The sequence below is a fragment of the Amycolatopsis sp. NPDC059235 genome, from assembly GCF_042754125.1.
In the GTDB taxonomy this organism is placed as follows: Bacteria; Actinomycetota; Actinomycetes; order Mycobacteriales; family Pseudonocardiaceae; genus Amycolatopsis; species Amycolatopsis albidoflava.
This window is the reverse complement of the sequence record NZ_JBHZAG010000081.1, coordinates 18,281-43,685: the sequence shown is the minus strand read 5'-3', so window position 1 is coordinate 43,685 and position 25,405 is coordinate 18,281. Positions and strand designations below refer to the sequence as shown.

At 68.8% G+C, this 25,405-nt stretch carries 26 protein-coding genes; 10 read left to right on the top strand and 16 right to left on the bottom strand.

All coding sequences use genetic code 11. The features are described from left to right. Window positions 1-247: 247 nt before the first annotated feature. From moeZ to ACFXI3_RS36900, 3 genes are all read right to left on the bottom strand, one after another. Complete coding sequence (gene moeZ / locus ACFXI3_RS36910; protein WP_378405930.1) at window positions 248-1,429, bottom strand: adenylyltransferase/sulfurtransferase MoeZ; 1,182 nt, start codon at window positions 1,427-1,429, stop codon at window positions 248-250. Window positions 1,430-1,527: 98 nt separating this feature from the next. Then, the gene (locus ACFXI3_RS36905) at window positions 1,528-2,709 is read right to left on the bottom strand and encodes a DUF3152 domain-containing protein (protein ID WP_378405928.1); all 1,182 of its coding nucleotides are present in this window, start codon (window positions 2,707-2,709) and stop codon (window positions 1,528-1,530) included. Between the two features lie 80 nt (window positions 2,710-2,789). Beyond that, window positions 2,790-3,776 (bottom strand): alpha/beta hydrolase, encoded by a 987-nt coding sequence (locus ACFXI3_RS36900; RefSeq protein ID WP_378405926.1) that lies wholly within the window; start codon window positions 3,774-3,776, stop codon window positions 2,790-2,792. Window positions 3,777-3,884: 108 nt separating this feature from the next. Between ACFXI3_RS36900 and ACFXI3_RS36895 the strand changes: the two genes are divergently transcribed. Both ACFXI3_RS36895 and ACFXI3_RS36890 read left to right on the top strand, forming a co-directional pair. Beyond that, window positions 3,885-4,508: a TetR/AcrR family transcriptional regulator gene (locus tag ACFXI3_RS36895; protein WP_067585865.1), complete on the top strand. Its 624-nt coding sequence runs from the start codon at window positions 3,885-3,887 to the stop codon at window positions 4,506-4,508. Window positions 4,509-4,512: 4 nt separating this feature from the next. Further along, window positions 4,513-5,190, top strand: coding sequence for an alpha/beta fold hydrolase (locus ACFXI3_RS36890; RefSeq protein WP_378405924.1), 678 nt, complete (start codon window positions 4,513-4,515; stop codon window positions 5,188-5,190). Between the two features lies 1 nt (window position 5,191). Here ACFXI3_RS36890 and ACFXI3_RS36885 read toward each other — a convergent pair whose 3' ends face one another. The 3 genes from ACFXI3_RS36885 to ACFXI3_RS36875 form a co-directional block, all read right to left on the bottom strand. Further along, window positions 5,192-6,772 carry an ATP-binding protein gene (locus tag ACFXI3_RS36885; protein WP_378405922.1) on the bottom strand — a complete coding sequence of 527 codons (1,581 nt, stop codon included), beginning with the start codon at window positions 6,770-6,772 and terminating at the stop codon, window positions 5,192-5,194. A gap of 163 nt (window positions 6,773-6,935) precedes the next feature. Then, window positions 6,936-7,838 (bottom strand): alpha/beta fold hydrolase, encoded by a 903-nt coding sequence (locus tag ACFXI3_RS36880; RefSeq protein WP_378405920.1) that lies wholly within the window; start codon window positions 7,836-7,838, stop codon window positions 6,936-6,938. Continuing rightward, window positions 7,835-8,743, bottom strand: a complete 909-nt coding sequence (locus ACFXI3_RS36875) for a diiron oxygenase (protein WP_067586114.1) — start codon at window positions 8,741-8,743, stop codon at window positions 7,835-7,837. Before ACFXI3_RS36875 ends, ACFXI3_RS36880 begins: the two co-directional genes overlap by 4 nt. A 102-nt stretch (window positions 8,744-8,845) precedes the next feature. Between ACFXI3_RS36875 and ACFXI3_RS36870 the strand changes: the two genes are divergently transcribed. Both ACFXI3_RS36870 and ACFXI3_RS36865 read left to right on the top strand, forming a co-directional pair. Next, complete coding sequence (locus tag ACFXI3_RS36870; protein ID WP_378405918.1) at window positions 8,846-9,646, top strand: TetR/AcrR family transcriptional regulator; 801 nt, start codon at window positions 8,846-8,848, stop codon at window positions 9,644-9,646. A 14-nt stretch (window positions 9,647-9,660) separates the two neighbouring features. Beyond that, window positions 9,661-9,981 carry a DUF4873 domain-containing protein gene (locus ACFXI3_RS36865; protein WP_344288573.1) on the top strand — a complete coding sequence of 107 codons (321 nt, stop codon included), beginning with the start codon at window positions 9,661-9,663 and terminating at the stop codon, window positions 9,979-9,981. An 86-nt stretch (window positions 9,982-10,067) separates the two neighbouring features. On the opposite strand, the gene ACFXI3_RS36860 is transcribed toward ACFXI3_RS36865, so the two are convergent. Next, entirely contained in the window at window positions 10,068-10,298 is a 231-nt protein-coding gene (locus ACFXI3_RS36860; protein ID WP_009072973.1) for a DUF3107 domain-containing protein, read from the bottom strand. Window positions 10,299-10,401: 103 nt separating this feature from the next. Continuing rightward, window positions 10,402-11,037, bottom strand: coding sequence for a ferritin-like fold-containing protein (locus tag ACFXI3_RS36855; protein WP_344288901.1), 636 nt, complete (start codon window positions 11,035-11,037; stop codon window positions 10,402-10,404). A 566-nt stretch (window positions 11,038-11,603) separates the two neighbouring features. Between ACFXI3_RS36855 and ACFXI3_RS36850 the strand changes: the two genes are divergently transcribed. Together ACFXI3_RS36850 and ACFXI3_RS36845 are read left to right on the top strand one after the other, a co-directional pair. Continuing rightward, window positions 11,604-13,235, top strand: a complete 1,632-nt coding sequence (locus ACFXI3_RS36850; protein ID WP_378405936.1) for a DEAD/DEAH box helicase — start codon at window positions 11,604-11,606, stop codon at window positions 13,233-13,235. A 753-nt stretch (window positions 13,236-13,988) separates the two neighbouring features. Then, entirely contained in the window at window positions 13,989-15,308 is a 1,320-nt protein-coding gene (locus tag ACFXI3_RS36845; RefSeq protein WP_378405935.1) for a hypothetical protein, read from the top strand. A gap of 5 nt (window positions 15,309-15,313) precedes the next feature. Here ACFXI3_RS36845 and ACFXI3_RS36840 read toward each other — a convergent pair whose 3' ends face one another. The 6 genes from ACFXI3_RS36840 to ACFXI3_RS36815 form a co-directional block, all read right to left on the bottom strand. Continuing rightward, on the bottom strand, window positions 15,314-15,538 hold the full coding sequence (locus tag ACFXI3_RS36840) for a hypothetical protein (RefSeq protein ID WP_378405916.1): 225 nt from the start codon (window positions 15,536-15,538) through the stop codon (window positions 15,314-15,316). 1,016 nt (window positions 15,539-16,554) lie between these two features. Next, the gene (locus tag ACFXI3_RS36835) at window positions 16,555-17,403 is read right to left on the bottom strand and encodes a RecB family exonuclease (RefSeq protein WP_378405933.1); all 849 of its coding nucleotides are present in this window, start codon (window positions 17,401-17,403) and stop codon (window positions 16,555-16,557) included. A 71-nt stretch (window positions 17,404-17,474) separates the two neighbouring features. After that, window positions 17,475-18,104 (bottom strand): MarC family protein, encoded by a 630-nt coding sequence (locus tag ACFXI3_RS36830; protein ID WP_344288575.1) that lies wholly within the window; start codon window positions 18,102-18,104, stop codon window positions 17,475-17,477. A gap of 1 nt (window position 18,105) precedes the next feature. Then, entirely contained in the window at window positions 18,106-18,969 is an 864-nt protein-coding gene (locus tag ACFXI3_RS36825; protein ID WP_378405914.1) for a PHP domain-containing protein, read from the bottom strand. 65 nt (window positions 18,970-19,034) lie between these two features. Next, the gene (locus tag ACFXI3_RS36820; RefSeq protein WP_009072960.1) at window positions 19,035-19,595 is read right to left on the bottom strand and encodes a PH domain-containing protein; all 561 of its coding nucleotides are present in this window, start codon (window positions 19,593-19,595) and stop codon (window positions 19,035-19,037) included. Window positions 19,596-19,617: 22 nt separating this feature from the next. Further along, window positions 19,618-19,803 carry a hypothetical protein gene (locus ACFXI3_RS36815; protein WP_037815868.1) on the bottom strand — a complete coding sequence of 62 codons (186 nt, stop codon included), beginning with the start codon at window positions 19,801-19,803 and terminating at the stop codon, window positions 19,618-19,620. A gap of 167 nt (window positions 19,804-19,970) precedes the next feature. Here ACFXI3_RS36815 and ACFXI3_RS36810 point away from each other — a divergent pair, with 167 nt between their 5' ends. Next, window positions 19,971-20,372, top strand: coding sequence for an NUDIX hydrolase (locus ACFXI3_RS36810; protein WP_344288579.1), 402 nt, complete (start codon window positions 19,971-19,973; stop codon window positions 20,370-20,372). A 281-nt stretch (window positions 20,373-20,653) separates the two neighbouring features. Here ACFXI3_RS36810 and ACFXI3_RS36805 read toward each other — a convergent pair whose 3' ends face one another. Continuing rightward, window positions 20,654-21,766, bottom strand: a complete 1,113-nt coding sequence (locus ACFXI3_RS36805; protein WP_378405931.1) for a DUF2332 domain-containing protein — start codon at window positions 21,764-21,766, stop codon at window positions 20,654-20,656. A 32-nt stretch (window positions 21,767-21,798) separates the two neighbouring features. Beyond that, the gene (locus ACFXI3_RS36800; protein WP_037815874.1) at window positions 21,799-22,302 is read right to left on the bottom strand and encodes a MaoC family dehydratase; all 504 of its coding nucleotides are present in this window, start codon (window positions 22,300-22,302) and stop codon (window positions 21,799-21,801) included. 327 nt (window positions 22,303-22,629) lie between these two features. Between ACFXI3_RS36800 and corA the strand changes: the two genes are divergently transcribed. From corA to ACFXI3_RS36785, 3 genes are all read left to right on the top strand, one after another. Next, on the top strand, window positions 22,630-23,718 hold the full coding sequence (gene corA, locus ACFXI3_RS36795; RefSeq protein ID WP_378405911.1) for a magnesium/cobalt transporter CorA: 1,089 nt from the start codon (window positions 22,630-22,632) through the stop codon (window positions 23,716-23,718). A gap of 195 nt (window positions 23,719-23,913) precedes the next feature. Continuing rightward, complete coding sequence (locus tag ACFXI3_RS36790) at window positions 23,914-24,567, top strand: metallophosphoesterase (RefSeq protein ID WP_378405909.1); 654 nt, start codon at window positions 23,914-23,916, stop codon at window positions 24,565-24,567. Beyond that, a complete protein-coding gene (locus ACFXI3_RS36785; protein ID WP_344288587.1) occupies window positions 24,564-25,403 on the top strand; it encodes a chromosome partitioning protein ParB in 840 nt (279 codons plus the stop codon). Before ACFXI3_RS36790 ends, ACFXI3_RS36785 begins: the two co-directional genes overlap by 4 nt. Window positions 25,404-25,405: the final 2 nt, after the last annotated feature.

Genomic DNA, 25,405 nt, shown 5'->3' with positions numbered 1-25,405 from the left:
CGGGAAAGATGCCTTGACAAGCACCCCCGAACCGCAGAGGAGGCTTCGTATCGGGGTTGGGGGCGGGGTGGGTGGCTCCAGCGGTGGGGTGCGTCGGCTGCGGTTCGTTGGTCGTGAGGGGAACCCTGAGGGATTCAGAGTTCGTGAAGGTGGCCCTCACGGACAATCGTCGCGCGCTCGAAAGCCGTGAAGGGCTCCTTGAGGGAATTAGATTCCCTCAAGGAGCCCTTCACGGACTCGTCTTTGCTCAGTAGGCTGGCAGGCTTGGGTCGATCTGCCTTGCCCAGGCCAGGACGCCGCCGCCTAGGTGGGTGGCGTCCTTGAAACCGGCTGCGTGCAGGGCGGCCAGGGCCTCTGCCGAGCGGGCGCCGGACTTGCAGTGCAGGACGATGGGCTTGTCCTGCGGCAGTTCCGCCAAGGCTTCGCCGGAAAGGATGCGGTCCTTCGGGATCAGCGTGGCGCCCTTGATGTTCACGATCTCGTACTCGTGCGGCTCGCGGACGTCGATCAGGGCGAAGTCCTCGCCTGCGTCGAACTTGGCCTTGAGTTCCGCGGGGGTCAGGGTGCTGCCGGAGGCGGCCGAGGCGGCCTCGTCCGACACGACGCCGCAGAAGGCCTCGTAGTCGATCAGTTCGGTGATCTTCGGGGTCTCCGGGTCCTTGCGGATCTTGACCTCGCGGTACTTCATCTCCAGCGCGTCATAGGAGATCAAGCGCCCGAGCAGGGGCTCTCCGATGCCGGTGATGAGCTTGATCGCCTCGGTCACCATGATCGAGCCGATCGACGCGCACAGCACGCCCAGCACGCCGCCTTCGGCGCACGACGGGACCATGCCGGGGGGCGGCGGCTCGGGGTAGAGATCCCGGTAGTTGAGACCCTTGCCGTTCGGGGCGTCTTCCCAGAAGACGCTCACCTGGCCTTCGAACCGGAAGATCGAACCCCACACGTACGGCTTGCCGAGCAGCACCGCTGCGTCGTTGACCAGGTAGCGGGTGGCGAAGTTGTCGGTGCCGTCGAGGATCAGGTCGTACTGCTCGAAGATCTCCAGCGCGTTCGCCGATTCGAGACGCTCCGTGTGCAGGTGCACCTTGACCAGCGGGTTGATCTCGGCGATCGACTCCTGCGCCGACGCGGCCTTGAGCTTGCCGACGTCGGACTGGCCGTGGATCACCTGGCGCTGCAGGTTGGATTCGTCGACGACGTCGAAGTCGATGATGCCGAGCGTGCCCACGCCGGCGGCCGCCAGGTACAGCAGCGCCGGGCTTCCGAGGCCGCCCGCACCGATGACCAGGACCTTCGCGTTCTTCAACCGCTTCTGCCCGACCACCCCGACGTCCGGGATGATCAGGTGACGGCTGTACCGGGCCACCTCTTCCTTGGTGAGCTCGGCTGCCGGCTCGACGAGCGGCGGCAGTGCCGTGTCTGACATCGGGTCCTCCATACTCGCGCGGGTCGCGTAGTCGATCCCAGTATCCCCAACGCGCGCTGGCAAGAGGGACTTCCCCGCTCCCAGATGGTGAGACTCTGTTACTGGCCCGGCGGGGTCGGGTTCGGCCACGCGTTCGGCTTGCACACGTGATGGTCCGCGGCGACCTTGCCCCGGTCGCCGCCGGGGATGTTGTTGAGCATCGCGACGTAGTCGTCGGCGACGCCGAACGACTGCTGCATCATCACCGGCGCGGGCTGGTCGTTTCCCGGGCAGCCCACGTGGTTGTTGCCCAGCGCGTGCCCGACCTCGTGGTTGATGGCGTACTGCCGGTACCCCGTCATGTCCGAGCCGTAGACCTTCGCGCCGCGCACCCAGCGGGACAGGTTGATCAGCACCCGGCCCATGGTGCGCCGGTAACACGAGGCCTCGAATTTGATCTGGAACCCGCACGCGTCCGCCCGGTGCGTCGTCTCCGGCGTGGTGAGGCTCACCCGGAAACTCGGGTTCGGGTAGCTCGCGTCGACCCGCTGCAACCGGATCTCGCCGTTCCACGTCCAGCTGCGCGGATCGGACAAAATGCCCTGCACCGCGGTGCCGAAGCCGTCGTCTCCGGCGTAGCTCGCCGGATCGATGCCGTCCTCGACCTCGACGGTGTAGGTGTAGAGCTTCCCGGACTTGCCCACGACGTCGCCGGACCCCTGCACGACGTGCCAGGTGCCCTTGCCTGCCTGGGTGAAATTGCCGCCGTTGGGCAGGTCAGCGGTGGGCACGTTGAGGTTCACCGGCTGCGCGGGGTTCTCCGGGATGCCGCCGCCACCGTCGATCGAGCCCGAGGAGGAATCGCCGGACGCGACCTCGCCGCTGCTGCCCGCCGTACCCGCGTCGGACGGGCCGGTGGCGGTGTTGACCGCGACCAGCACGGTGATCACGGCCAGGATCGGCAGCGCGTACACGCGCCAGCCGTAAGTCTTCACGAACCGGCCGAACGGCGACCGCTGCTTCTTCTTCGGAGCCGGGCGCTTCTCGGCGTCGTCCTTGGGTTTCCAGGCGGCCGCGAGCGGCTCCGCGCTGGTCCGCCGTCCGCCTGGCCGGTATCGGTCCTCGCCCACGCGCTGGGCGGGCTTGCGCGCGGGCCGGTACTGGCCGACGCGCGGAGAGTCGGACTCCGGATCGCTCGAACCGGAAGACCCGGATGACACCGAAGACCCTGAACGCCGGGCCGACCCGGCGGTCGGGCCCCGCCGGTCTTTCGCTCGCGCGTCCTGCTTCAGCCGGTCCACCGATCCAGGGTGCCACACGGCGGCGACGTTCCCGGCAGCGACTGGCGGGCTCCCCGGCGATCCGCGGTCCCCCGTTCGAGCTACCAGGAGCCCCGGTCCGCGCCCTCCCACAGACCGAGCACGGCCCGCGCGACCACCTGCGGACGTTCCATCTGCGCAACGTGTCCGGTGCGCGGGAGCACCAGCATCCGGGCGTGCGGAATCGTCTGCGCGGTCCGCAGCGCGCGCTTGACCGAGATCACCCGGTCGTGGAGTCCCCAGACCACCAGCGTCGGCGCCTCGACCTGTTTGGCGACCGACCACAGCGACGCGGAGCCGAGCGCGGTCCAGCGCCGGAAGATGCCGAACGTGCTCCGCTCCATCGCGGCCAGCGCCCACGGGAAGCCGGCGCGCGCGGCGTGCTCCTCGACCAGTTCGTCCAGCCGGGCGTCCGGGAAGCGCGACGGATCGTGGAAGCACAGCTTGATGACCTGCGCGGCGCGTTCGCGGGCGGTCATCCCGGCCATCCGGCGGCGCACCCGGGCGCCGACCACCGGGAGGTAGGCCAGCGCCATCAGCGGATCCGACAGCCGGCGCGGGTCCGGGCGGCGGTCCGGCATCGCCGGGGAGATCAGGGTGAGAGTTCTCACCAGCTCCGGGCGCCGCGCCGCGAGCAGCAGCGCGATCGCGCCGCCCATCGAGTTGCCGAGCAAGTGGACCGGCTTTCCGATCTGCTCCAGCCGGCTCGCGATGACCTCGGCGTGGTCGTCGAGGCCGTACGCGAATCCTTCCGCCGGTTCCGAATAGCCGAATCCGGGCAGGTCAACGGCCTGTCCGGGAGCGGTCGGGGCGAGCAGCGCGGCGAGGTCGGTCCAGTTCGTGGACGATCCGCCGAGCCCGTGCACGTACACCGCGGGCGTGCCGTCCGGGCCGGGCGTGTGCCGGATGTGCAGGCCGTCCTCGACCGTTCCCGGCCAGGCAGGCAGCGCCCCGTCGAGCGGCGGAAGGGGCGTAGTCGACAATGGCACCTGGGTCACCGGCGGGCGGACCGCCGCCGCGGCCGTGGGGCGGGAGGTCGTGGTCGTCACGAGTCCAGGATGCCTGACCCTTGGCATTTCGGGCGTACCCACGAGTAATGTCAGGTTCACTTCACGCGGTGGTGAACCCGCCCGGCGAAGGCTGCGGACGGAGGAAGAATGACGGAGATGGCGCGACTGCAACGAGGCGTCCGGTTGCCGAGGACCGAGCGCCGGGCCCAGTTGCTGACGGCCGCGCAGCGCGTCTTCGCCGAGCACGGCTACCACGCGGCGGCGATGGACGAGATCGCCGAGGAGGCCGGCGTCAGCAAGCCGGTGCTCTACCAGCACTTCCCCGGCAAGCTCGACCTGTACATCGCGCTGCTGGAAAGCCACGTCGACGACCTCGTCGGCCGCGTGCAGGGCGCGCTGAACTCCACCAGCGACAACCGCCAGCGCGTCCCGGCCACGGTCGGCGCGTTCTTCGACTTCGTGAACAACGACGCCGGCGCGTTCCGCATGGTCTTCGAGTCCGACCTGCGCGGCGAGCCCGCCGTGCAGGAGGCGGTGGACCGCGCGACCTCGGCCAGCGTCGAGGCCATCACCGAGACGATCACCTCCGACGCCGGTCTCGACGAGGAGAAGGCCCGCCTGCTGGCCGTCGGCCTGGTCGGGATGAGCCAGGTCAGCGCGCGCTACTGGCTGCAGCACAACCAGTCGATGAGCCGCGAGGACGCCGTGGCGCTCACCGCGAACCTCGCGTGGCGCGGCATCGGCGGCGGGTTCCCGCTCAAGGACAACTGAGCCCGTGCCCGCCGTGGCGGTGCCGGGCACGCTCTGCAGCCCGCGAATCTACGCACCGCTGGCGGCCGCCCTGTCCGACGAACTGGACGCGGTCGACTGGATGACCGCGCCAGGTCCGTGGCGGATCGAGGACATCGCGGCGCGGATCGCTTCCCGGATCGAGCAGCACGACGGCGGCCCGGTCACGCTGATCGGGCACTCGACCGGCGGCTGCATCGCGACGGTCGTCGCGGCCACCCGGCCGGATCTGGTGTCCGGGCTGCTCCTCGCGAACACCGGCGCGCACATGCGCGGCCACGGCGACGTCGACCGGATCCTCGCCGCGATCGCCTCCGCCTGGGGTCCTGACCTGCGCGCGGGCGTGCTCGACCGGTCCTTCGCCGTGCCGTTGCCGCCGGACCTGCGCGCTGAACTGCTCGGCTACGCCGCCCGGGTCCCGGCCGAAGCCGCGCTGGAAGTCCTGACGAGCCAACGGGATCTGGACCTCACGCCGCGGCTGGCGTCGATCCGCTGCCCGGTCACGGTGCTGCACGGAATCCACGACCGGGCCCGCACTCTCGCCGACGCCCAGCACCTTGTCGACCACCTGCCGGACAGCGAACTCGTCACCGTCGAAACCGGGCACTCCCCGATCTGGGAAGACGTCCCGGCCACCGTCGCCGCCCTCGAACGGCTCCGCTAGCTCACTCGCGCGGTTTTCGCTGCCGTGGCACCGATCTGGCCGCTCCGGGCAGTTCCACCAGCAACTGCTCGAGATGATCCGGCAGCGCACCGCACGGATCGGTCAGCCAGGCGTCGGATTTGCTTCGCCGGGACGGTTGTTCTCCGTCGGACAACAAAGCGACGTAACAGCCGTAGTCGATGGCGAACCCGTCGTAGAGCGTTCCCGGCCGCTTCCGGCTGACGATGCCGCGCCGCACCAGGTGCACGAGCCGGGCGTCGTACAGATCGCGCATCGCCGAATCCTGCGCGCCACCAGTGTGTTCGAGCAGGAAAGTGCGGGAACGCCGACGGCCCACCACCTCGTCGACGAGCCAGCGGAGCAGTGTCAACGCCGGTTCGTTCCCGGCGATGGCGGCGTATTTGTCGCGCAGGTACCAATCTTGCGCGGCCTGCCGGACATGCCGGATGCCGATGGTCGCCGTGTTCGCGTGCTGCGCGGCCAACGCGGCGATGTTGATCGCGTCCCGGGGCACGCCTTCGGCCGCGCGCACGAGTTCGGGAAAAGCGGTGCGGCTGAACGCGGTGGCCACGAATTCCGCGGGATCGTCGGTCACCGGCATCCGCGGTCGGACGTGATTGAGGAAGAGCTCGGCGAAAAACTGCCTCGACTGGCTTCGGCCGTGGTCGAAGAGGAGCACGTCGTCGAAGCTGACCGCGGAGGCCGCGTCCGCGCCGACCTCGATGCCGACGTAATCGCCTTCGCAGCCCGGTTCACGGAACCGGGACCGGCGTTCCATCGCTGCGATCTTGACCGTCGCCCCGCGAGTCGGGAGCACGCTGCGGCGCAGCAGATCCGCCAGCAACGGTTGCAGCTCAAGGGGAATCGAACTCCACTCGTCCAACAGCAGCCACAGCCGCGCCGGCGCCAACGCGGCCGTGATCCGCGCCAGCGCCCGGCTGAGCGGCCCGAAGATGACCTGATGATGCTCGATCCCGGTGCGCCGCAACCGATCCGACGCCGTAACCGAATGACGGCTGCTGCCCGACAACGTCACCTGACCGCGCGGACCGCCCGGCCCCCAGGACGCGGAAGCGCCCGCACCAGTCGACTTCTCCGTGGCACCGCCGACGGTCGTCTCCCGCTCGACATTGCCGACGACCTCGACCGTCGTCGCCGCCTCGGTCAGCTCGTCCAGGCCTTGCAGCAGGTCTTCCTGGTCGGCGACCCTGGTCTCGATCGCCGTGGTCAGCAGCTGTTCGTGCACCGCTTCCAGCGTGTCGACCAGCAGCTGAGTACCCCGCAGCGGCACCGGCAGCTGCTGATTCGCGTACAGGCCGCTGGTGGAACCGACCGTGCGCAAATCCAGGTATACCGCGACATCGTGGGTCTCTTCGACCAGATCGGCCAGGTACAGCAGGGCGTGCGTCTTGCCGGTGCCGCGGCGGCCGTACAGGATTTGATGGTCCGCGGAATGCAGCATCGCCGAGAACGAACCGGCCACCACGAAGGTTTTGGCCAGCGTATGCCGGTCCACGCTCTCCGCCCGCCGGGAAATAGCCATCAGGCTCCGGTTGACGTGCGCGCTCAGCGGCTGGCCCATGCCCGTCCTGTTCTGTCGGCGACATCCCAGCCACCCAGCGTGACATCGCCGGGCGGCCGGGAACAGCCGACAGTCAGGTACGAGCGCGAAAGAGGCGAACGCGCACGGTTACGAATGTGTGGCTCTCGTGAGTGTTTATGCCGGTTCTAACCGGCATAAACACTCACGAGACGCGCAGCAACGCCCCGATTCGCGTCGCGACCTCGCCCGCCCGCTCCTGCGGCAGCATGTGGCCAGCCCCGGGGAACCGGACAAACTCCGCATCCGGCAGCTCGTCCGCGATCACTTTCGCGTGCGGAAGCGGGCAAAGCCGGTCTTTCTCTCCCGCCAGCACTACGGACGGGGTGCCCCGCAGAGTCGCCAGCGCGACCCGGCAGTCATGCGTCGAAATCGCGTCCTGGAACGCACCGAGGCTCGCCGGATGCGCACACAACAGCTGATCCGCCACGAGCCGAAGGTCCGCGCGGCGCGGGTGATCGCCGAAAACGAGGAACCGCGCGCCCGAACGCACCATCGCCGGGCTCAACGGCAGCCGCTCGCCCTTGCGGTGCGACAACGCTTTCGCCAGCCGGCGCTCGAACCGCGCGGAGAACTGGCCCGCCATTCCGGGCAGCCCCAACGTGATCCGGTCCATCTGCCCCGACGACGTCGCCACGAACGCCGTCCCGACCACCCGGTCGCGGACCAGTTCGGGATGTCGCTCGGCCAGCGCCATGATGGTCATGCCGCCCATCGAATGCCCGGCGAGCACCAGCGGACCCGACGGCACGCGAGCGGTGATCAGCTCGGCCAAATCGTCGGCCAGCCGCGGAATCGTCCCGGTTTCCTTGGTCGCGGGCGCGGAACCGCCGTGCCCGCGCAGGTCGTAGCGCAGCGTCCGGACGCCAGGGCCGAGGTGGTCCATGACGCCGTCCCACGTGCGGTGGTCCTGCGTCCAGCCGTGCACCAGCACCAGCGTCACCGCAGCATCCGCAGGGCCGCTCGGTTCGACGTGCAGCGCACAGCCATCGCTGGTCACAAACCGATGCTCCCGCGCCGGATTGCGGAGCCGCTCAACGGTAGTCATTTGCCCTCCGGCAACAGAAAGGACTTGCGCCAGAACGGTTTCCCAGGCAACCCGACCAGACCGGACTCCTGCAGGAACGGCATGATCTTCTCCCCCGCCCACGCGATAGTCGCGCGCCAGTGCGGGTTGTTCAACGCCGTCTCGACGCCCTCGCGCGGCCGGATCCCGACCGCCTTGTAGACGTTCGGGTTGATGAACGCCCGCGTCACGAAGTACGAGATCAACGCGATGCTGAACTGCTGGTAGGCGACCTCCGCGCGACCCAGCTTCGCCATCCCGCGAGTGACTTCCTCCCGCGCGAAAGTGACGTGCCGCGCCTCCTCCAGCACGTGGATCCGGTTCACCATCCGGACCAGCGGCTGGATCTCCTCGTCGTTCATCTGCTCGCGCTGCAGCCGGTCGAGCACCTCCTCGGCGACCAGGATCGCGCCGTAGCGCGCCGGGCCGTAGGAAATGGTCGGCATCAGCTTCGCGAACTGCCGCAGCACCGGCACCGGACCGTAGGTCGGGCAGCCGATCCGCGCGGACATCCTCGCGAACATCGTGGAGTGCCGGCATTCGTCGGCGATCTCGGTGAGCGCGAACTGCGCGTGCGCCGTCGTCGGGTCCTGTTCGTAGACCTCCTTGAGCAGCATCTGCATCAAGAGGATTTCGAACCACAGCCCGGTGGTCGCGATGCTGGCCATCTCGTGTTTGCCCAGCTCGATCCGCTGCTCCGGGCTCAGCCGGTCCCACAGCGGAGTGCCGTAAAGCGACGAGCGCTCCGGCAGGATGTACCGCTTGCCCTCGACCAGCGGCGCGTCCCAGTCGATGTCGACGTCCGGGTCGTAGAACTTGTTCGCCGCCGACTTCAGCAACCGCTGTGCCGTCGCCTCCCGGTCGGTCACCTTGAGCGTCCGCGTCATCATCAGCCCCTTCCAGCGCCTGACTCGCCGTTGAATCGAGAAGCCGCGTCCCGCCTGTCGCCGCAGAACATGTAACCTGCGGTAACAGTTACCTCTGGTAGCATGACCTTCGTGATCGAACGTGTCAAGCGCTCCAGCAAGCAGTCCGGCAAGCAGGCAGCCGACACCGAACCGAGCAGCGGCAGTACTGGTGACGCCCGCCGCGATCGCTGGCGCAAGCACCGGATCGCCCGCCGCGCGGAGTTCGTCGAAGCGGCTCTGCGCGCGCTCGACGCGCACGGTCCAGACCTCGGCATGGAGGACGTCGCCGCGGAAGCCGGCGTCACGAAACCCGTGCTGTACCGGCATTTCGAGGACAAGGCCGACCTGTACGTCGCACTCGGCCAGCGCGGCACGGAGATCCTTTTCGAACGGCTGATCCCGGCGATCAACGCGGAACTCGCGCCGGTGCCGCGGATCCGGATGGCGCTCGACTCGTTCTTCGGCGTCATCGAGGAACACCCGAACCTGTACCGCTTGCTGGCACACGGCGGACTGCCGGGCAAAACCACCGATTCGGACGTCGTCGCGGAGGACAAGGAGGTCATCGCGACCGCGCTGACCGCGCTGCTCGGCGACTACATGCGGATGTTCAACATGGACTCCGGCGCGGCCGAACCGTGGGCGCACGGGATCGTCGGCATGGTCCAGAGCACCGGCGAATGGTGGCTGGACCGGCGCTCGATGGGCCGCGATTCGGTGGTCGAGTACCTCACCCAGATCATCTGGGCGGCGATCGACGGGCTCACCCGCCAGCAGGGCGTGGTGATCGACCCGAACCTGCCGCTCGAGGAGAACAAGGTCGTCCAGCTCGGACGCACCGAGAACGACACCGCAGACGCCGCCGACACCGACGCAGGCTGACGAGAGGACCCCGGATGAGCGACGAAGACGGTTACACGGGCGCGGCGACCCTGGTCGTCGACGGCACGGAGATCACCGCGGACGTCGATCTGCGCGGCTATTTCCAGCCGATCGACGGGTATTACCACTGGTACGGCCGCGTCGCCGCGGACCCGAAGCTGGCCGAGACGGTCGGCGGGCGCAAGAAGGCGTGCGAGGTGCGGATCGGCGAGCACACCGCCGAGGGCGAGCTGTCCGATCCGGACCCGTGGGGCCGCTACCGGCTCACCGGCACGTCCACGCCGCCGTTCGCGGTCCCGAAGACGCTGGCCGAGGTCGAGGAAGCCACCGCCTGACCAGTCCCCGAAAAGCCGTGAAGGGCCCCTTGAGGGAATCTGATTCCCTCAAGGGGCCCTTCACGGACCGTTGAAGCCCGGCTGGCTCAGTCGCCGACGCCGAAGCCGACCTTGCGGACGTCGGACGGGGCGATCTCGACGTACGCGATGCGGTCGGACGGGACCAGGTACTTGCGGCCCTTCTCGTCGTTGAGGCGGAAGAGCCCGTCACCGGCCGTCAGGGCCTCGGCGACCAGCTTCTCCACCTCTTCGGGAGTCTGGCCACTGGACACCACCAGCTCGCGCGGCGTGTCCTTGATGCCGATCTTGACCTCCACGTGGGACCTCCGCTGAAAACTCGTTGTGACTACGCCCGGCAAGGCTAACCGAAGCGGGCCGCCCCGGTGGCGTGCGACCAGCAGGTGATTCGCGACCACTCGCTCAGCCCAGCCCCAGCGCCTGCATGCGCTTGGTGTGCCCTTGCTGCAACCGGCGGAACAGCGCGCCGATTCCCGCGAGATCGCCGGAGCCCGCGACGATCAGTTCGGCCAGGCCATCGCGCTCGGCCACCACGTATTGCGCCTGGGTGAGCGCCTCGCCGAGCAGCCGCCGCCCCCACAGCGCGAGCTTGTCGCGGGCCTTCGGATCGGCCTTGATCCCGGCCGCGACTTCGCGCTCGGCGAACGCCGAATGCCCGGTGTCGGCGAGCACGGTCAGCACCAGGTCTTTGGTCTCCGGGTCGAGCCAGCTCGCGATCTCGCGGTAGAGATCGGCCGCGAGCCCGTCCCCGACGTACGCCTTGACCAGCGATTCCAGCCACGACTTTGGCCGGGTGGAGCCGTGCCACGCGTCCACTTGCGACACGAACGGCGCCATCGCGTCCTCGACCGCGACGCCGTTCGCGGCCAGATGCTTCGTCAGCAGATCGAGGTGCCCGATCTCGGCGGCGGCCATCGAGGCGAGCGCGGCGCGGCCGGCGAGCGTCGGCGCGCTGCGGGCGTCCTCGGCCATCCGGTCGAACGCGGACAGCTCCAGGTAGGCGATCACGCCGAGCAGGTCGACGACGCCTTCGCTGATCGCAGATGAAGAAGAGGCGGGCGCTGGGGTTTCTGCAGGCCTGGCTTCAGCGGGGTCGGTCACGGCGACGAGGGTATCGCCGAACCGCAGGCCCGCGCCGCGAAGAGACCGATCCCACGCCGCGCCGCCGCTCCCGGTATTCCCCGGAAAACAGCTGACCAGGTACACTGCGGACGGATAAACAGAGCTTCGCCGCGCCGGACCGCGTTTTTCCCAGCGGTCCCGGGAGCGGCGGGAACCAGGCGAACGGCTGGCGCCACCAGAGCGACCGGAGTTCACCGCAAGTGTGCGTGCACGCCTCCTAGCGGCATTCCCGGGAGGGCGGCTCCGGCACCACTGGCCTCCAGCAGACGAGGCCGCAGGTGCGAGTCAGGCCCCCGGTCGAGTGTCGAGTGACAACCGGCCTGTGCGCGCTGGTCACGAGAGAGGCGATCACCCTGACCGCAGAACAGTCCACAACCGAACAGACCGAAACCGCGCAGGCCACCGCCGCTGTCGCCCTCGAGCACAGCGAAAACGGACCGGCCGCGCTGGACACGTCGCACCCGCTGCAGGCCGGTGCCCCGGTGACCGAGGAGTCGCCGACGTTCGCGTCGTTCGGTGTGAAACCCGAAATTGTCAAAGCGCTCGGCGAAGCCGGCATCGAGCGCACCTTCGCCATCCAGGCGCTGACCCTGCCGCTCGCGATGGCGGGCGACGACCTCATCGGCCAGGCCCGCACCGGCATGGGCAAGACGCTGGGCTTCGGCGTCCCGCTGCTGCACCGCGTCGAGGTGCCCGGCGACGGCACCCCGCAGGTGCTGGTCGTGGTGCCCACGCGCGAGCTGTGCATCCAGGTCGCGAACGACCTGAAGGGCGCCGGGAAGCACCTCGGCATCCGCACGCTGGCGATTTACGGCGGACGGCCGTACGAGCCGCAGATCGAGGCGCTGCGCAAGGGCGTCGACGTCGTCATCGGCACGCCCGGCCGGCTCCTGGACCTCGCCGAACAGCAGCATCTGGTGCTCGGCAAGATCCGCGGGCTCGTCCTCGACGAGGCCGACGAGATGCTGGACCTCGGCTTCCTGCCGGACATCGAGCGGATCCTCCGGATGGTCCCGGACGAGCGGCAGACCATGCTGTTCTCCGCCACGATGCCGGGCCCGATCATCACGCTCGCGCGCACGTTCCTGAACCAGCCCACGCACATCCGGGCCGAGGAGAACGACGCCGGCGCGATCCACGAGCGCACCTCGCAGTTCGTCTACCGGGCGCACTCGATGGACAAGACGGAGCTGATCGCGCGGGCGCTGCAGGCCGAGGGCCGCGGGCTCACGATGATCTTCAGCCGCACCAAGCGCACCGCCCAGAAGGTGGCCGACGACCTGGTCGAACGCGGTTTCGCCGCGGCCGCGGTGCACGGCGACCTCGGCCAGGGCGCGCGTGAGCAGGCGCTGCGCGCGTTCCGCTCGGGCAAGGTGGACGTCCTGGTGGCGACGGACGTCGCGGCGCGAGGCATCGACATCGACGACGTCACGCACGTGATCAACTACCAGTGCCCCGAGGACGAGAAGACCTACGTGCACCGCATCGGCCGGACCGGCCGCGCGGGCCGCACGGGCGTCGCGGTCACTCTTGTCGACTGGGACGAGGAAGCGCGCTGGAAGCTGATCTCGGACACGCTGAGCCTGGACCTGGCGGAGCCGGTGGAGACGTACTCGTCGTCGCCGCACCTGTTCAGCGACCTGGGCATCCCCGAGGGCACGAAGGGCCGTTTGCCGCTGTCGAAGCGCACGCGAGCCGGCCTGTCCGCGGAGAAGGAAGAGGACCTGGGCGGCAAGCGCCGAGGCCGTCGCGGGTCTTCCGGGCCTGCTTCGCCTTCTGCTTCGGAGGAAGAGGCTCCGCGCAAGCGCAACCGTGCCCCGCGCAAGCGGACCCGCGGTGGCGCCCGCTCGGCCGCGGCTATCGAAGCCGCGGACGCCGCCGCACCCGCCTCGTCGGGTTCGTCGAGTTCGTCGGGTTCGGACCAGCAGGAAGACCGCCCCCGGACCCCGCGCCGCCGCACCCGCTCGGGAGCGGACGCGACCGGCCCGGCGACGTCCACCGGCAACGCCACCCCCGCGACGACGTCCGACTCCGGCGAAACCGGAGACCGCCCGGCACGCCGCCGCCGTCGCCGTCGTCCGTCCGCATCTGATACACCTGCGTCGGCAGACTGAGCGACACACCGGGGAGTCAGTTACGTGAACGACCACGGGAACGGCGAAACGCCCCCCGAACCTGGATCGAACGTAGCGGGCACTCCCGCGAATCCCGACGAACGCCCCCGGCCGGACCTTCCGGCCGGGGCGCACGTCTCGGATGAGGATGCTGGTTCGGGTGCTGGGGCGGGTTCGGACGAGTCGGCCTCTGCTGCTCCGTCGGCTGGGGACACCGGTCTGCAGGCTTCCAGCGGCACGGGCGAGAAGGCTTCCGCGGAACTGACTTCACCGGGTGCCAATCCGGCCTCGGCAGCCTCGGGTAGCCGCTCTGACGCAGCCTCCTCCGAACCGGCCGAGGCCGCTGCAGGCTCCGCCGCGTCAGCCTCGGCCGAACCCGCTGCCCCAGCCGTTCCCGGCTCCCACGCAGCGGATCCTGTCACGCCAGGCACCGAAAAGGCCTCCGGCGAACCAACCGAGGCCGCTGCAAGCTCCACCACGCCAGCCTCGGCCGGCCCCGCTGCCCCAGCCGTTCCCGGCTCCCACGCAACGGACCCAGTCACGCCAGCCGACGCCGCTGCAAGCTCCGCCGCGCCAGTCTCCGGCGACTCTGCCGGAAACACCTCCGCGTCAGCTGCGCCCGGCTCGCAGGCCGCAGACCCCGTCGCGCCAGCCACCGAACAGGCTTCTGCCGAACCGACCGCGTCGGCTCCCCGGCACGCAGCTGCCCATGCGGCGATCCCGCCGGTCACCCCCGAGGAACAAACCGGCACGATCGCGCGCGTCACCGACGCCGGGGTCACCAGCACCCCCGCCTACGGTTCCGAGAACCTCCTCCCCCGCCGATCCGCCGCGGATCCCGTTGCGCCGCCGGGGAAAGCCCGCCGCTCGCCGTGGAACCGGGGCCGGGACCGGGTGATCGCGGGGGCGATCGTCGTCGTGGTCGCGGTGGTCGCCGCGATCGTCGCCGGCACCAGCGACAACCTGCACACCAGCCGCGCCCTGGCCGATCCGCCGCACGCCCTCCCCTCGCCGCCGACGGCCGTCCCCGGGTCGATGACGCAGCTGTGGCAGGCCCCGAGCTCGGCGACGCCCATCCCGATCGGACAGTCCGACACCGTCACCACCGCGGACGGCAGCGAGGTCGCCGGACGCGATCCGCTCACCGGGCAGGTCCGCTGGCACTACACCCGCGAAAACCTGCAACTGTGCACTGTGGACGCCGCCTGGGGCCGGGTGAACGCCGTGTACCACAAGGCAATGGGCTGCAGCGAGGTCACTCAGCTCGACCCCGCCACCGGCCGCATCACCGCCCAGCGCAACGGCGACGCCGAACTGGGCACGCGCCTGGTCAGCGACGGCAGCCACGTCACGACCACCGGCAAACATCTCCTCGACACGTGGCGCGACGATCTCGTGAAGAGCATGGAGTACGGCAAAGTCCCGTTCCTGCAAAATGCGAACAAGCAACCGCGCCCCAACTGCACTTACGGAACTGTAGCAATGGCCGCCGACAAAATCGGCGTCATCGAACGCTGCCCAGGCGACCGCACGGATCGCCTGACGATTTACAAGGCGACCGCCGAGCACGAGGACGAACCGAAGGTCACCTACACCGCCCTGCTGGCCGGCAAGCGGGCCCGAGTGATCGCGATGTCGGGCGACCTCACCGGTGTCCTGCTGCCGGATCAGAAGCTGTACGTCGTCTACGGCGCGGACGGTTCGCAAAAAGCCGCCTACCCCATGGATCTCCCCGCCTCGGACGTAGCGAACGACCCGGCCGGCGGCACCGAAGCGACGACCCGTACCGCGGCCGGGATTTACTGGTACACCGGCTCAAAAACCGTCGCGCTGTCCCGAGACGACCTTTCGCCCCGCTGGACCCTGGACGGCACGCTCGGCCCGGGAATCACCTTCGCGACCCAGTTGGTAGTCCCGATCCGCGGCGGCCTGGCCGTACTGAACGAAACGAACGGCGCAACGCTACGCACAGTCGGCGTCGACCGCGGCGCCTACGCGGGCCCGATCCGCCTCACTGCACTGGGCCCAGTACTGCTGGAACAACGCGGCCCGACTGTCGCCGCCCTGCACTGACCGCCTCAGAACCACCACAACACGCAGAACGCCGCCGCCGCGACGGCCACTACGCCAACCCCCGCCACCGCCGCCACTTTCCCGACCCGACGGTCGGCGATTCGTTGCAGCGCAAGCGCAATCACTGCGGCGAGGGGATGTCCGACCAGCTTGAGCACGCCGGGTCCGGACGCTCCGTTCACTAGGCACAACCCGCCGACTACCAGCACCCCGATGGCCAGGACCGCCATCCCCGCTGCGACGGATCCGGTGAACCCTCGCCACCACCGCCCGCGAGCCTTCGGCCTCGCGGAGGGCCCGGGGTGCGCGGGTGCCGCTTCGACTGGCGCTTCATCGCCGCTGGTTGTGCTGTGTTTCTCGGTTGTTTCGTGGCTAAGCGCAGCCGCGGGTCTTACGTCGGTGTCGTTGGTCGACGTCGAGTCATGGATAACCTCGGCCGCACCACTCGCCTCGGTGCCGTTGGCCGACGTTGAGTCACGCATAACCGCACCAGCGCCGCCTACGTCAGCGCCGTTAGCCGGTGCCGAGTCATGGATAACCGCAGCCGCGCCACTCGCCTCAGTGCCGTCAGCCGACGTCGACTCATGCATAACCGCACCAGCGCCGCCTACGTCAGCGCCGTTAGCCGACGCTGAGTCATGGATAACCCCAGCCGCGTAACCTTCCGCGGCGTTGTCATCCCGCGCCGAACTCCGTGACGCCGCTGCCGTGCGCTTCTCCGCCGCCGAATCAGCTCCTGCACGGTCCTCGACCGCATGGCCGTGCGATGCACCGCCGCCGTTCAACGTTGCGTCGCGCGCGCCCGCGCGGTCGCTGCCCGCACGGCCTCGTCCCGCATGAACGCTGGCATCCGCTGTCGCGCCACCGTGTACATCGGCACCGCCATCGTTCAACGTCGCGTCGCCCGCGCCATCGCTGTCCGCGCGGTCGTTCCCCGCATGAGCGCTGGCGTCCTCGGCACGGCGTCCGTCACGAACCCCGCCGTGTCCGGGGGCAAGATCCGTTGCCACAGCGGCAAAATCCTTCCTCGCTATCCCGCGAACCCCCAGCCTGTCAACCGCGGCGCCGCGACTCCGGCTAGCACCACTCGCCTCGCCACCGGCACGAGCCCCGGCCGGGCCGGCACCAGCACCTGCACCAGCACCTGCGCCAGACTCAGAACCGGTCCCAGACTCACGCCGGCCCGCTTTCTCGATCTCCGGTGACGCCACGATCCTCGGGTCCCATCCACGTCTCGGGAAATCCCCTACGGCGCAAGCAAATCCCACGGTTGCGCGGCAGGAGCGGTCTGCTGTCCCGCCACGCAGCTCGGGCGGAAGTCGCACCATGCGCAGCGGCGGTCGGGGCGGGCGGGGAACAACGTGTCTCCGTCACCGCCTGCCTCAAGGGTATCTGCTGCCAACCGCAAATCCCCGGCGGTCTCCTCGGCGCGTTCCAGGTGCCGCTTCAGGGTTTCCGGGGTGTGTTCCGCCGCGGCGATCGTGCCGGACGGCAAATGGTGCAACTCGACCTTCGTGCACGGCATGCGCAAAGTGCGCGTCGAGGCTACGGCGTACATCGCCAACGCCTGCGAAGCCCTCGCCTCGTGTTCGTCCGGCGCGCGGCGGCCGGTTTTGTAGTCCACGATCACCAGTTCGCCGCCGCGCTGGTCGATGCGGTCGGCCCTGCCCTCGATGATCATCGTCGGGCGGCCGCCCGTGGTGCTGACCGGCGCGGAGACCCAGCGTTCCAATCCCACCGGATCGTCGCTGACGTCGTTGTCCTCCACGTACTCCGCGACCCAGCCCTTCGCTCGCGCTCGGTAGCGCGCGGCCTGGTCGTCGTCGGCGAAACCGGCGTCCTTCCAATGCTCGGACACCAGCGCGATCCCGCGCTGCGGCGTTCGTTTCGCCACTGGCAGGTCGAAAAGCGCCCGCAACGCGTTGTGCACCACCGCGCCCAGCGTGCTGTGCGCCCACGGCCCGGTGCGCTGCGGCGTCGGCCGGTCGAGATAAGCCAGCCGGTACCGGCGCGGGCAATCGTCAAAAGTGCTCAGCCGTGCCGGCGACACCTTGGTGAGCCGTTGCGGTTGCTCGACGCCGAAGTCGAACCCCATCTGTTCTTTCACGCCGCCCCCTTCCATCGACGCCCACGCTACGCACCCCCACCGACACTTTCCGGCGTGGGCTAGCCGCCCGCGATGAAGCCCTGCACCGAATTCGCGACCAGCTCCACCGCGATCGCGGCGAGCAGCAGGCCGGCGATCTTCGCCAGGAGCGTGATGCCGCTTTCCTTGATCAGCCGGATGACCACGCCGGAGAACCGCATGCAGGTGTACAGCACGAAATGCACGGTCACGATCGCCAGCGCGAGCGCGATGTACGCGCCAAGATGACCGTCGGCCTGGCGGACGAACACGATGGTCGCCGCGATCGCGCCAGGACCGGCCAGCAGCGGCGTGCCAAGGGGAACGAGGGCGACGTTGACGTCCTCAGCCGCCTCGGGCTCATTACTCCCCGCATTGCCCATGAGCAGCTGCAACGCGATCAGCAACAGCAGCAGGCCACCGGCACCCTGAAGCGCGGGAATCCCAATCCCCAAGTACGCCAGGATCGCCTGCCCGGCCACCGCGAACAGCGAGATGACCAGCAGCGACACCAGTACCGCCTGCCGGGCCGCTTTCACCCGCGTGGCCATCGGTTTGCGGCCGACCAGGCTCAGGAACACCGGCACCGTGCCGGGTGGGTCCATGATCACGACGAGGGTGATCGTCGCGCTCATGAAGAGCTTCGCGTCGAAGAAATCCGAGACGGCCATCTCAGCCCTTCACCACTTGGAAGCCGGTCGCCCGCCCCACCAATTCCTCCAGCTGGTCCGGTTCGGTCGTCTCCTGGCCGAGCCCGATGGTCTTGTTCGTGCCGTGGTAGTCGCTGGACCCGGTGCGGATCAGGCCCAGCTCGTCGGCCAGCTCGCGGGTGCGCGCCCGGGTCGCCGGATCGTGGTTGGGATGGTTGACCTCGACGCCGGTCAGTCCGCGAGCCGTCAGATCGCGGAGGGTGTCCTCGCTGATCGTCGCGCCGCGGCTGAAGGCGAAGGGGTGCGCGATCACGGTAACCCCGCCGGCCGCGCTGACCATGTCAATCGCTTCCTCGACCGGAGTGTCGCGGCGCGCGACGTAGTAGCCGCGGCGGCTGTGCAGGTAGTCGGCGAAAGCCTCGTCGACGGAGCTGACCAGACCCGCGCGGACGAGCGCCTGCGCGAGATGCGGCCGTCCCGCGGGCGAGTCCGCGGGCAGCAGGCTCAGGATCTCGTCGGCGTCGACCGGGAGGCCGTCGGCGGCCATGCGCTCGGCCATCCGCCGCAACCGGGTGCGCCGTTCGACGCGCAGCCGCGTCTGCTCCGCGACGATCGCGGGCGCGGTCGGGTCGAAGAGATACGCGAGCAGGTGCACGCTGATCTCGTAGCCGGTGTCCGGGTCGATCGAGACCGTCGACAGCTCGGCGCCCGGCACGAGCGTCATCCCGGCGGGCAGGGCCGCGGCGGCCGGTTCCCAGCCCGCGGTGGTGTCGTGGTCGGTGATCGCGACGACGTCGAGACCGGCACGCGCAGCGGCGCCGACGAGCTCGGCAGGGCTGTCGGTACCGTCGGAGGCCGTGGAGTGGGCGTGCAGGTCGATGCGCATCGGACCTATTCTCGACGATGCGCTGCGTCACCTCGGCGCCGGGACCAGTGCCGACGCGCCCGGGGTCAGCCGACCGGCTTCTTGCCCCGCGCCGCGCGCTGTGCCTTGATCATCGAGAACCGTTCGGCCTGCTTCTGCTTGTCGCCGAACACGAGCTCGGAGATCGTGTCGTAGAACTCCTCGGGCCGCGGCAGGTAGTCGATCCGGTTCAGCGCCTGGATCTGGCCCGCCGACTCGACGACCATCGTGCCGTAGCCGAGCATCCGGCCCCAGGCCGAACGCTGGTAGGTGAGGTCGGTGACCTTGCTGATCGGCATCATCAGCACCTTGGTGGTGAAGACGCCGGTGGTCATCACGAACCGTTTGTCGGTGACGACCAGCCGTTCGACCCACCATTCGATGATCACGTAGGCGAACCGCAGCACCACCGCCAGCGCGACGTACCAGAGGATGTTCTGCACCACCCACATCGAGGGCGGCAGCAGATACGACACCAGCACGCACACGATCAGCAGCGCGGCCGCCTCGAACGTGTCCCAGAGGAGCACCGCCCAGTGGCGGCGGATCCGGATGACCCGCCGCTCAGTGTCGAGGAGGTACTCGTCAGGGTCGCGTGGCGCGAACATAGTCCGAGGGTATCCCCTGTCGTCAGTGGAAGATGTTGCTGACGAACGTGATCACCGATTCGGCCGAGCTGCGGAGGAAGTCCACAATGTTGCTGACAAGACCAGCAGCATGGCCCGGCTGAGCGATCACGAAGAACAGCACCAACGCGATACCCACGAGTCCCGCAAGCTTCTTCGCGTTCACAGCGATCAATCCCGTCTCTTCCATGACACCCGGAAAACTGACTTTCTACGTTGTACCGCACTGACCACTCACGCGGGAGGAAAGTCCCGCGCATGGGTCAGCCAGGCGCTCGAAGTGTACCGTACGGCTACTCTCCGTGTACAGGTTCCCGGACGCTAGGGGGTGCGGCCGGGGTCGGCTACGTTCGCGGGATGGCTCATCTCGAACGCTGCGTCGGCGGCATTGTGTTCGACGACCAGGGCAGACTCCTGCTCATCCGGCGCGCGAACGATCCAGGGAAAGGCCAGTGGTCGCTGCCCGGCGGGCGCGTGGAACCGGGCGAAACGGACCACGAAGCGGTGGTCCGGGAGCTTCGCGAAGAGACCGGACTGGACGTGAGACCGCACACATTGGCCGGGTCCGTCGTCCGCGGCGCCTACGACATCCACGACTACGAATGCACGTGGACCGGCGGAATCCTCACCGCGGGCGACGACGCCTCCGACGCACAGTGGGTCAACTCGGCCGAACTGGTCAATTTAGACGAAGCGGGCCACCTGGTGGACCAGCTCCTGATAACCCTGCGTGACTGGAATCAGGTGCCGACCGCGTAACTCAGAGCGGTTATTTACGCATTGCCCCGCGCCGCGTCCGCGATTCGGAACGGATTGCGGAGTTGTCGGAAAGTTTCGCAGGCGTTCAAGCATCCGCGATGAGCACGGAAAATGCGCGGAACGCTTATTCGATATCGCCGGACGCGCATCGGTTCGGGCATCCCGGCCACCGCGGAGCACTGTGACTGATGGGGTGAATGTGACACAGGTTACGCAGGGTGCCGGGGGCCGTCGTGAGTGGCGATCCCGATGAGAACCGCGATCGCCACTCACAAGACAGCTCAGGGCAGCCAGGTCATCCGCTGGCCGTGCGGCGCCGTCCGGGCCAGCGCGCGGGCCTCGGGTTTCCCGTCGATCCAGGTCGTCAGGCCCAGCACCGCCATCGCGGGCTCGCTCTCAGCCGAGTCGCCCGAGGAGAGGTCGTCGCGTCCGGGCAAGACCGTTTCCAGCCCGGCCTTGTAGAACTCCTGGCTGACCCACCACACCGGCCGGGTCGAGGACAGCCGTCCCAGTTCGGCCACGAAGTCCGCCCGCCGGTCCCAGACGTACGCCAGCGCGTGGCTCGTCAGCACCACCAGCGGCAGTTCCGCCGGCAACCGCGCGGCCGCCGAAGCCAGGTCGTCCACCGCGTCCCCGGCGATCAGCTCCGGCGTGTGCTTCCGCTGTTCCGCGGCAGCCGTCCGCAGCAGCCGGATCCGGTCGACCTGATCGGCCCAGACGCACGCCTCCAGCCACGCCAGCTCGTCCTCGTCCGAGAGGTCCACCGGAGCCCGGTCCAGGCCCACTCGAGCCGCGACAGCGACCTTCTTGGGCAGCTTGGGCAACTTCGCACCAGCCGCGACGTCAATCGCGCAGTGCAGCCCGACCGCGGCCTTAGCCGGGCCAGCCGTGAGCTGCTCGCCGCCGTCGCATTGATAGCGGTAGCCGAACCGGTCGAGCCCCAGCAGCAATCCCGCGCTGCAGCCGACCTCGAGCAGCGCGATCTTGCCGCCCGCTTCCTTCGCCGCCGCAGCGACCGCCGGGTACAGCAGCGCGGCGCGGCGCACCTCGTTCGTCTGCGTGTAGCGGGTCGAGATGATCTCGCGGGCCTGGTCCGCGCGCTCCAGCAGGAACGAGCGGAACAACGGCCACGTCTCGCTGTCGACGCCGTCGAAACCGCCGACCGACGGGTAGTACCGCGACAGCGGATGGATCGGGTCCGCCTGCACCAGCCGGTGCGCGGCGGCGAACAGCAACGTCCCGCGCGCTTCGCCGCCGCGAGCGTCAGTCAGGAGCGCGGCGACGTCGTCGTCCTCGGCCGCGTGCGTGGCGAGGTGGTCGTACAGCGGCGAAACCCCGCGCGCCTCCGTTTCGGCGAACCTGCGCAGCGTCTGCTTGATCTTCTCCAGGGCGATGGCCACCCGTGCTCCTCTTCGCGGCGGATCGATCACTCGTGCGGCGTCGGGCGGCCGGGCTGTTCGCCGCCGCGGGTGTCGCCGTAGGACCGTTTCGGCACCATCACTTTGCGCCGGAATATGCACACGATGGTGCCGTCCTGTTTGTACCCTCGCGTCTCGACGTACACCACTCCCCGGTCGTCCTTGGACTTCGACGGGGTCTTGTCGAGCACCTCGGTCTCGCCGTAGATCGTGTCGCCGTGGAACGTCGGCTTCACGTGCTTGAGCGATTCGACCTCGAGGTTCGCGATGGCTTTCCCGGACACGTCGGGCACCGACATGCCGAGCAGCAGCGAGTAGATGTAGTTGCCGACCACGACATTCTTGCCGAAATCGGTCGTCTCGCCCGCGTAGTGCGCGTCCAGGTGCAGCGGGTGGTGGTTCATCGTGATCAGGCAGAACAGATGGTCGTCGTATTCGGTGACGGTCTTGCCGGGCCAGTGCTTGTAGACCGCGCCGACCTCGAACTCCTCGTAATACCGGCCGAATTGCACGCATGCGCCTCCTGTCCGGGTAACACCTGCCGAACCAGGTGCGACACGTATCCGTGGTGAGGAGTACCCTCGACCATCGGTGATCGCGCGTCAACGCGACCCCTGCCACTTCGCACGCCCTGGCGTGCCCCGGCCGAAAGGAGGTGAGGAACCGCCCATGAGCAGTGGTGATAGTCCGCTCCCTAGTAGTACGTGCGTTCCCGCCTCGCCGGTCGGCCTTCTTCCTTCCTGGTAGGCCCGCGTCCGGGAACTCACGGTGCCGCCGGACGGACCCAGTCCGCCTGGCCGTCGTCTTCGTGTTCCACGAACGTCTGCCCAGGAGAACCCATGCCTGCCATTCCCTCGCTAGGCGGCCTTCGCGGCCGCGGCAACAGCCGGGCCAAGGCCAGCCTCGAGCGGCCGATCCCGGTGCCGCTGTCGGCCTACGTCGTCGATTGCGCGGTGTATGTCGACGGCAAGCGGCTGCCCGGGCGCTGGACGCACGCGGAGGCGATCCGCGAGGTGCGCAAGCGGCACGCGGGGTTCGTCTGGATCGGCTTGCACGAGCCCGATGCCGACCAGATCCAGGGCATCGCGGAGACCTTCGGGCTGCACGAGCTGGCCGTCGAGGACGCGCTGGAGGCGCATCAGCGGCCGAAGCTGGAGCGCTACGACGACACGCTGTTCCTGGTGCTGAAGACAGTCCGTTACGTCGAGCACCAGTCGCCGACCACGGCGAACGAGATCGTGGAAACCGGCGAGCTGATGGTGTTCCTCGGCCGCGATTTCGTGATCACCGTCCGGCACGGCAACCACTCCGGCCTCGCCCGGCTGCGCCGCGACCTCGACGACGACCCGGAGCGGCTCGCCCTCGGCGCGGCGGCGGTCGTGCACGCGATCGCCGACCACGTGGTCGACCACTACCTGGAGGTCACCAGCCGGATCGAGGCGGACATCGACGAGATCGAGGCGCAGGTGTTCGCGCCGCGTTCGTCGGTGAGCGCCGAGCAGATCTACCTGATGAAGCGGGAAGTGCTCGAACTGCGGCGCGCGGTGGTCCCGCTCGCCACGCCGGTGTCGCGGCTCGCCGAGGGCTACACGCGGCTGGTGCCGGACGAGGTCCGCTCGTATTTCCGCGACGTCGCCGACCACCTCGCGACGGTGTCCGAACGCGTCGCGGCGTTCGACGAACTGCTCAGCACCCTGGTCGACGCGACGGTCGCGAAGATCTCGCTGCAGCAGAACACCGACATGCGCAAGATCACCGCGTGGGCGGCGATCATCACGGTGCCCACGATGGTCGCGGGCATCTACGGCATGAACTTCGACTACATGCCCGAACTGCATTGGCAGTTCGGCTATCCGATCGTGGTCACGATCATTCTCGCGATCTGTCTGCTGCTGTACCGAATATTCCGGAAGAACGGCTGGCTGTAGCCGCCCTCGCGGTCCCCCTTTCTTCCCCCGGTAGCAGGAGGTTTGTCTCGTCATGTCCCGGTTGCTGTCCAACCTCAAGTTCTGGGCTCTGGCCCTCTGCCTCATGTGGATCGTCGGCATCGTCGCGATGATCGCGCTCAACCCCGGGTTCGCGCACGGCATGAAGTGACGCCGCGTGCGCCGTAACCTTGGCGCATGCCGAAAGCGCTGGTGGTGGCCGACGAGGCCGACGAGCGGCTGTGGACCCCGGCGGTCCGCTCGCTGCGGGTCGACCTCGTCGTGGCCGCCGGCGATCTGCCGTTCGCTTATCTCGAGCACCTCGCCGGCATGCTCGACGTGCCGTGCGTGTTCGTTCCGGGCAATCACGATCCGGACCTGAGCGGCTTCACCCGTTACGGCGGACTGTCCATGAAGGACGGTTTCCCGACCGAATGGCCCGGCCCCGCAGGCGGAATCAACGCCGACGGCCGGATCGTCGACGTCGCCGGGCTGCGCATCGCCGGGCTCGGCGGTTCGATCCGCTACCGCGACGGCCCGAATCAATGGACGCAACGCCAGCAGGCGCGCCGGGCCCGGCGGCTGGAACGGCGTTTCCGGTGGCGGAAATGGCGGGACGGCAACGGAATCGACATTCTGCTGACGCATTCGCCGCCGCGGAATCTCGGCGACCGCGAAGATCCGCCGCACCAAGGTTTCTCCTGTCTGCACCGCACGATCGAAACCCTGCGGCCGCAGTGGCTGCTGCACGGACACATCCACCCGCACGGCGAACCGGTGCCCGACCGCGTGGCCGGCCGCACCCGGATCCGCAATGTGGTGGGCTATCAGGTGATGGAGTTCCCGCGATGACCCGACCGACCGGTTTCCCGCGTGCCGACGCCGAAAACGACTTCCTGCGAGCCCGGCGGCGGCAGGTGCTGTCGCGGCTTTCCACGTGGCTGCGCCGGGAACCCGACGACGTCAACATCATGCTGCCGTTCCACGAAGTGGTGCAGGCACTCGGTTACGTCAGCGAAGCGCGGATCGGGACGCGAGTGATCACTTTGGACTCGATCGTCGGCACCGTCGACCGAAGCCGCGACTTCGACCGCCGCTTCCGCCCGACGTCCGCCCGCGTCCGGCAACGCTGGGAGCGGCTCGCGCTGGCCGCCCGCCGAGGCGAGGCGATCCCGCCGATCGAGGTGTACCGGATCGGCGAACTGCACTTCATTATCGATGGCCACCACCGGGTTTCGGTCGCGCTGGCGCAGGGACTGTCCACAATAGAAGCTTCGGTGATCGCCGTGCGCACCAAGCTGAACCCGAGCGGCATCCGGTATCGCGGCGACCTGATCGTGAAGGACTACCGGCGGCTGTTCCTGGAACGAGTGCCGCTGTCCGGCCATGCCCGCGCTTCGGTGCTGGTGACGGATCCGTGGAACTACGCGCAACTCGGCGAACACGTCGAGGCGTGGGGTTTCCGGCTCATGCAAGACGAAGGCAGGTTCACCGACCGCGCGACCGTTGCGCAACGCTGGTTCGACGAGGAATTCACACCGGTGGTGGCGATGTTGCGGCAAGCCGACCTGATCGGCGACCGCACCGAGGCCGAGGCGTACCTGTGGGTCGCCTGCGAGCGGTACCGGCTGATCCGGACGCACCGCTGGGACGAGGAGGTCATCGAAACGCTGCGCGCCCAGCAGTGACT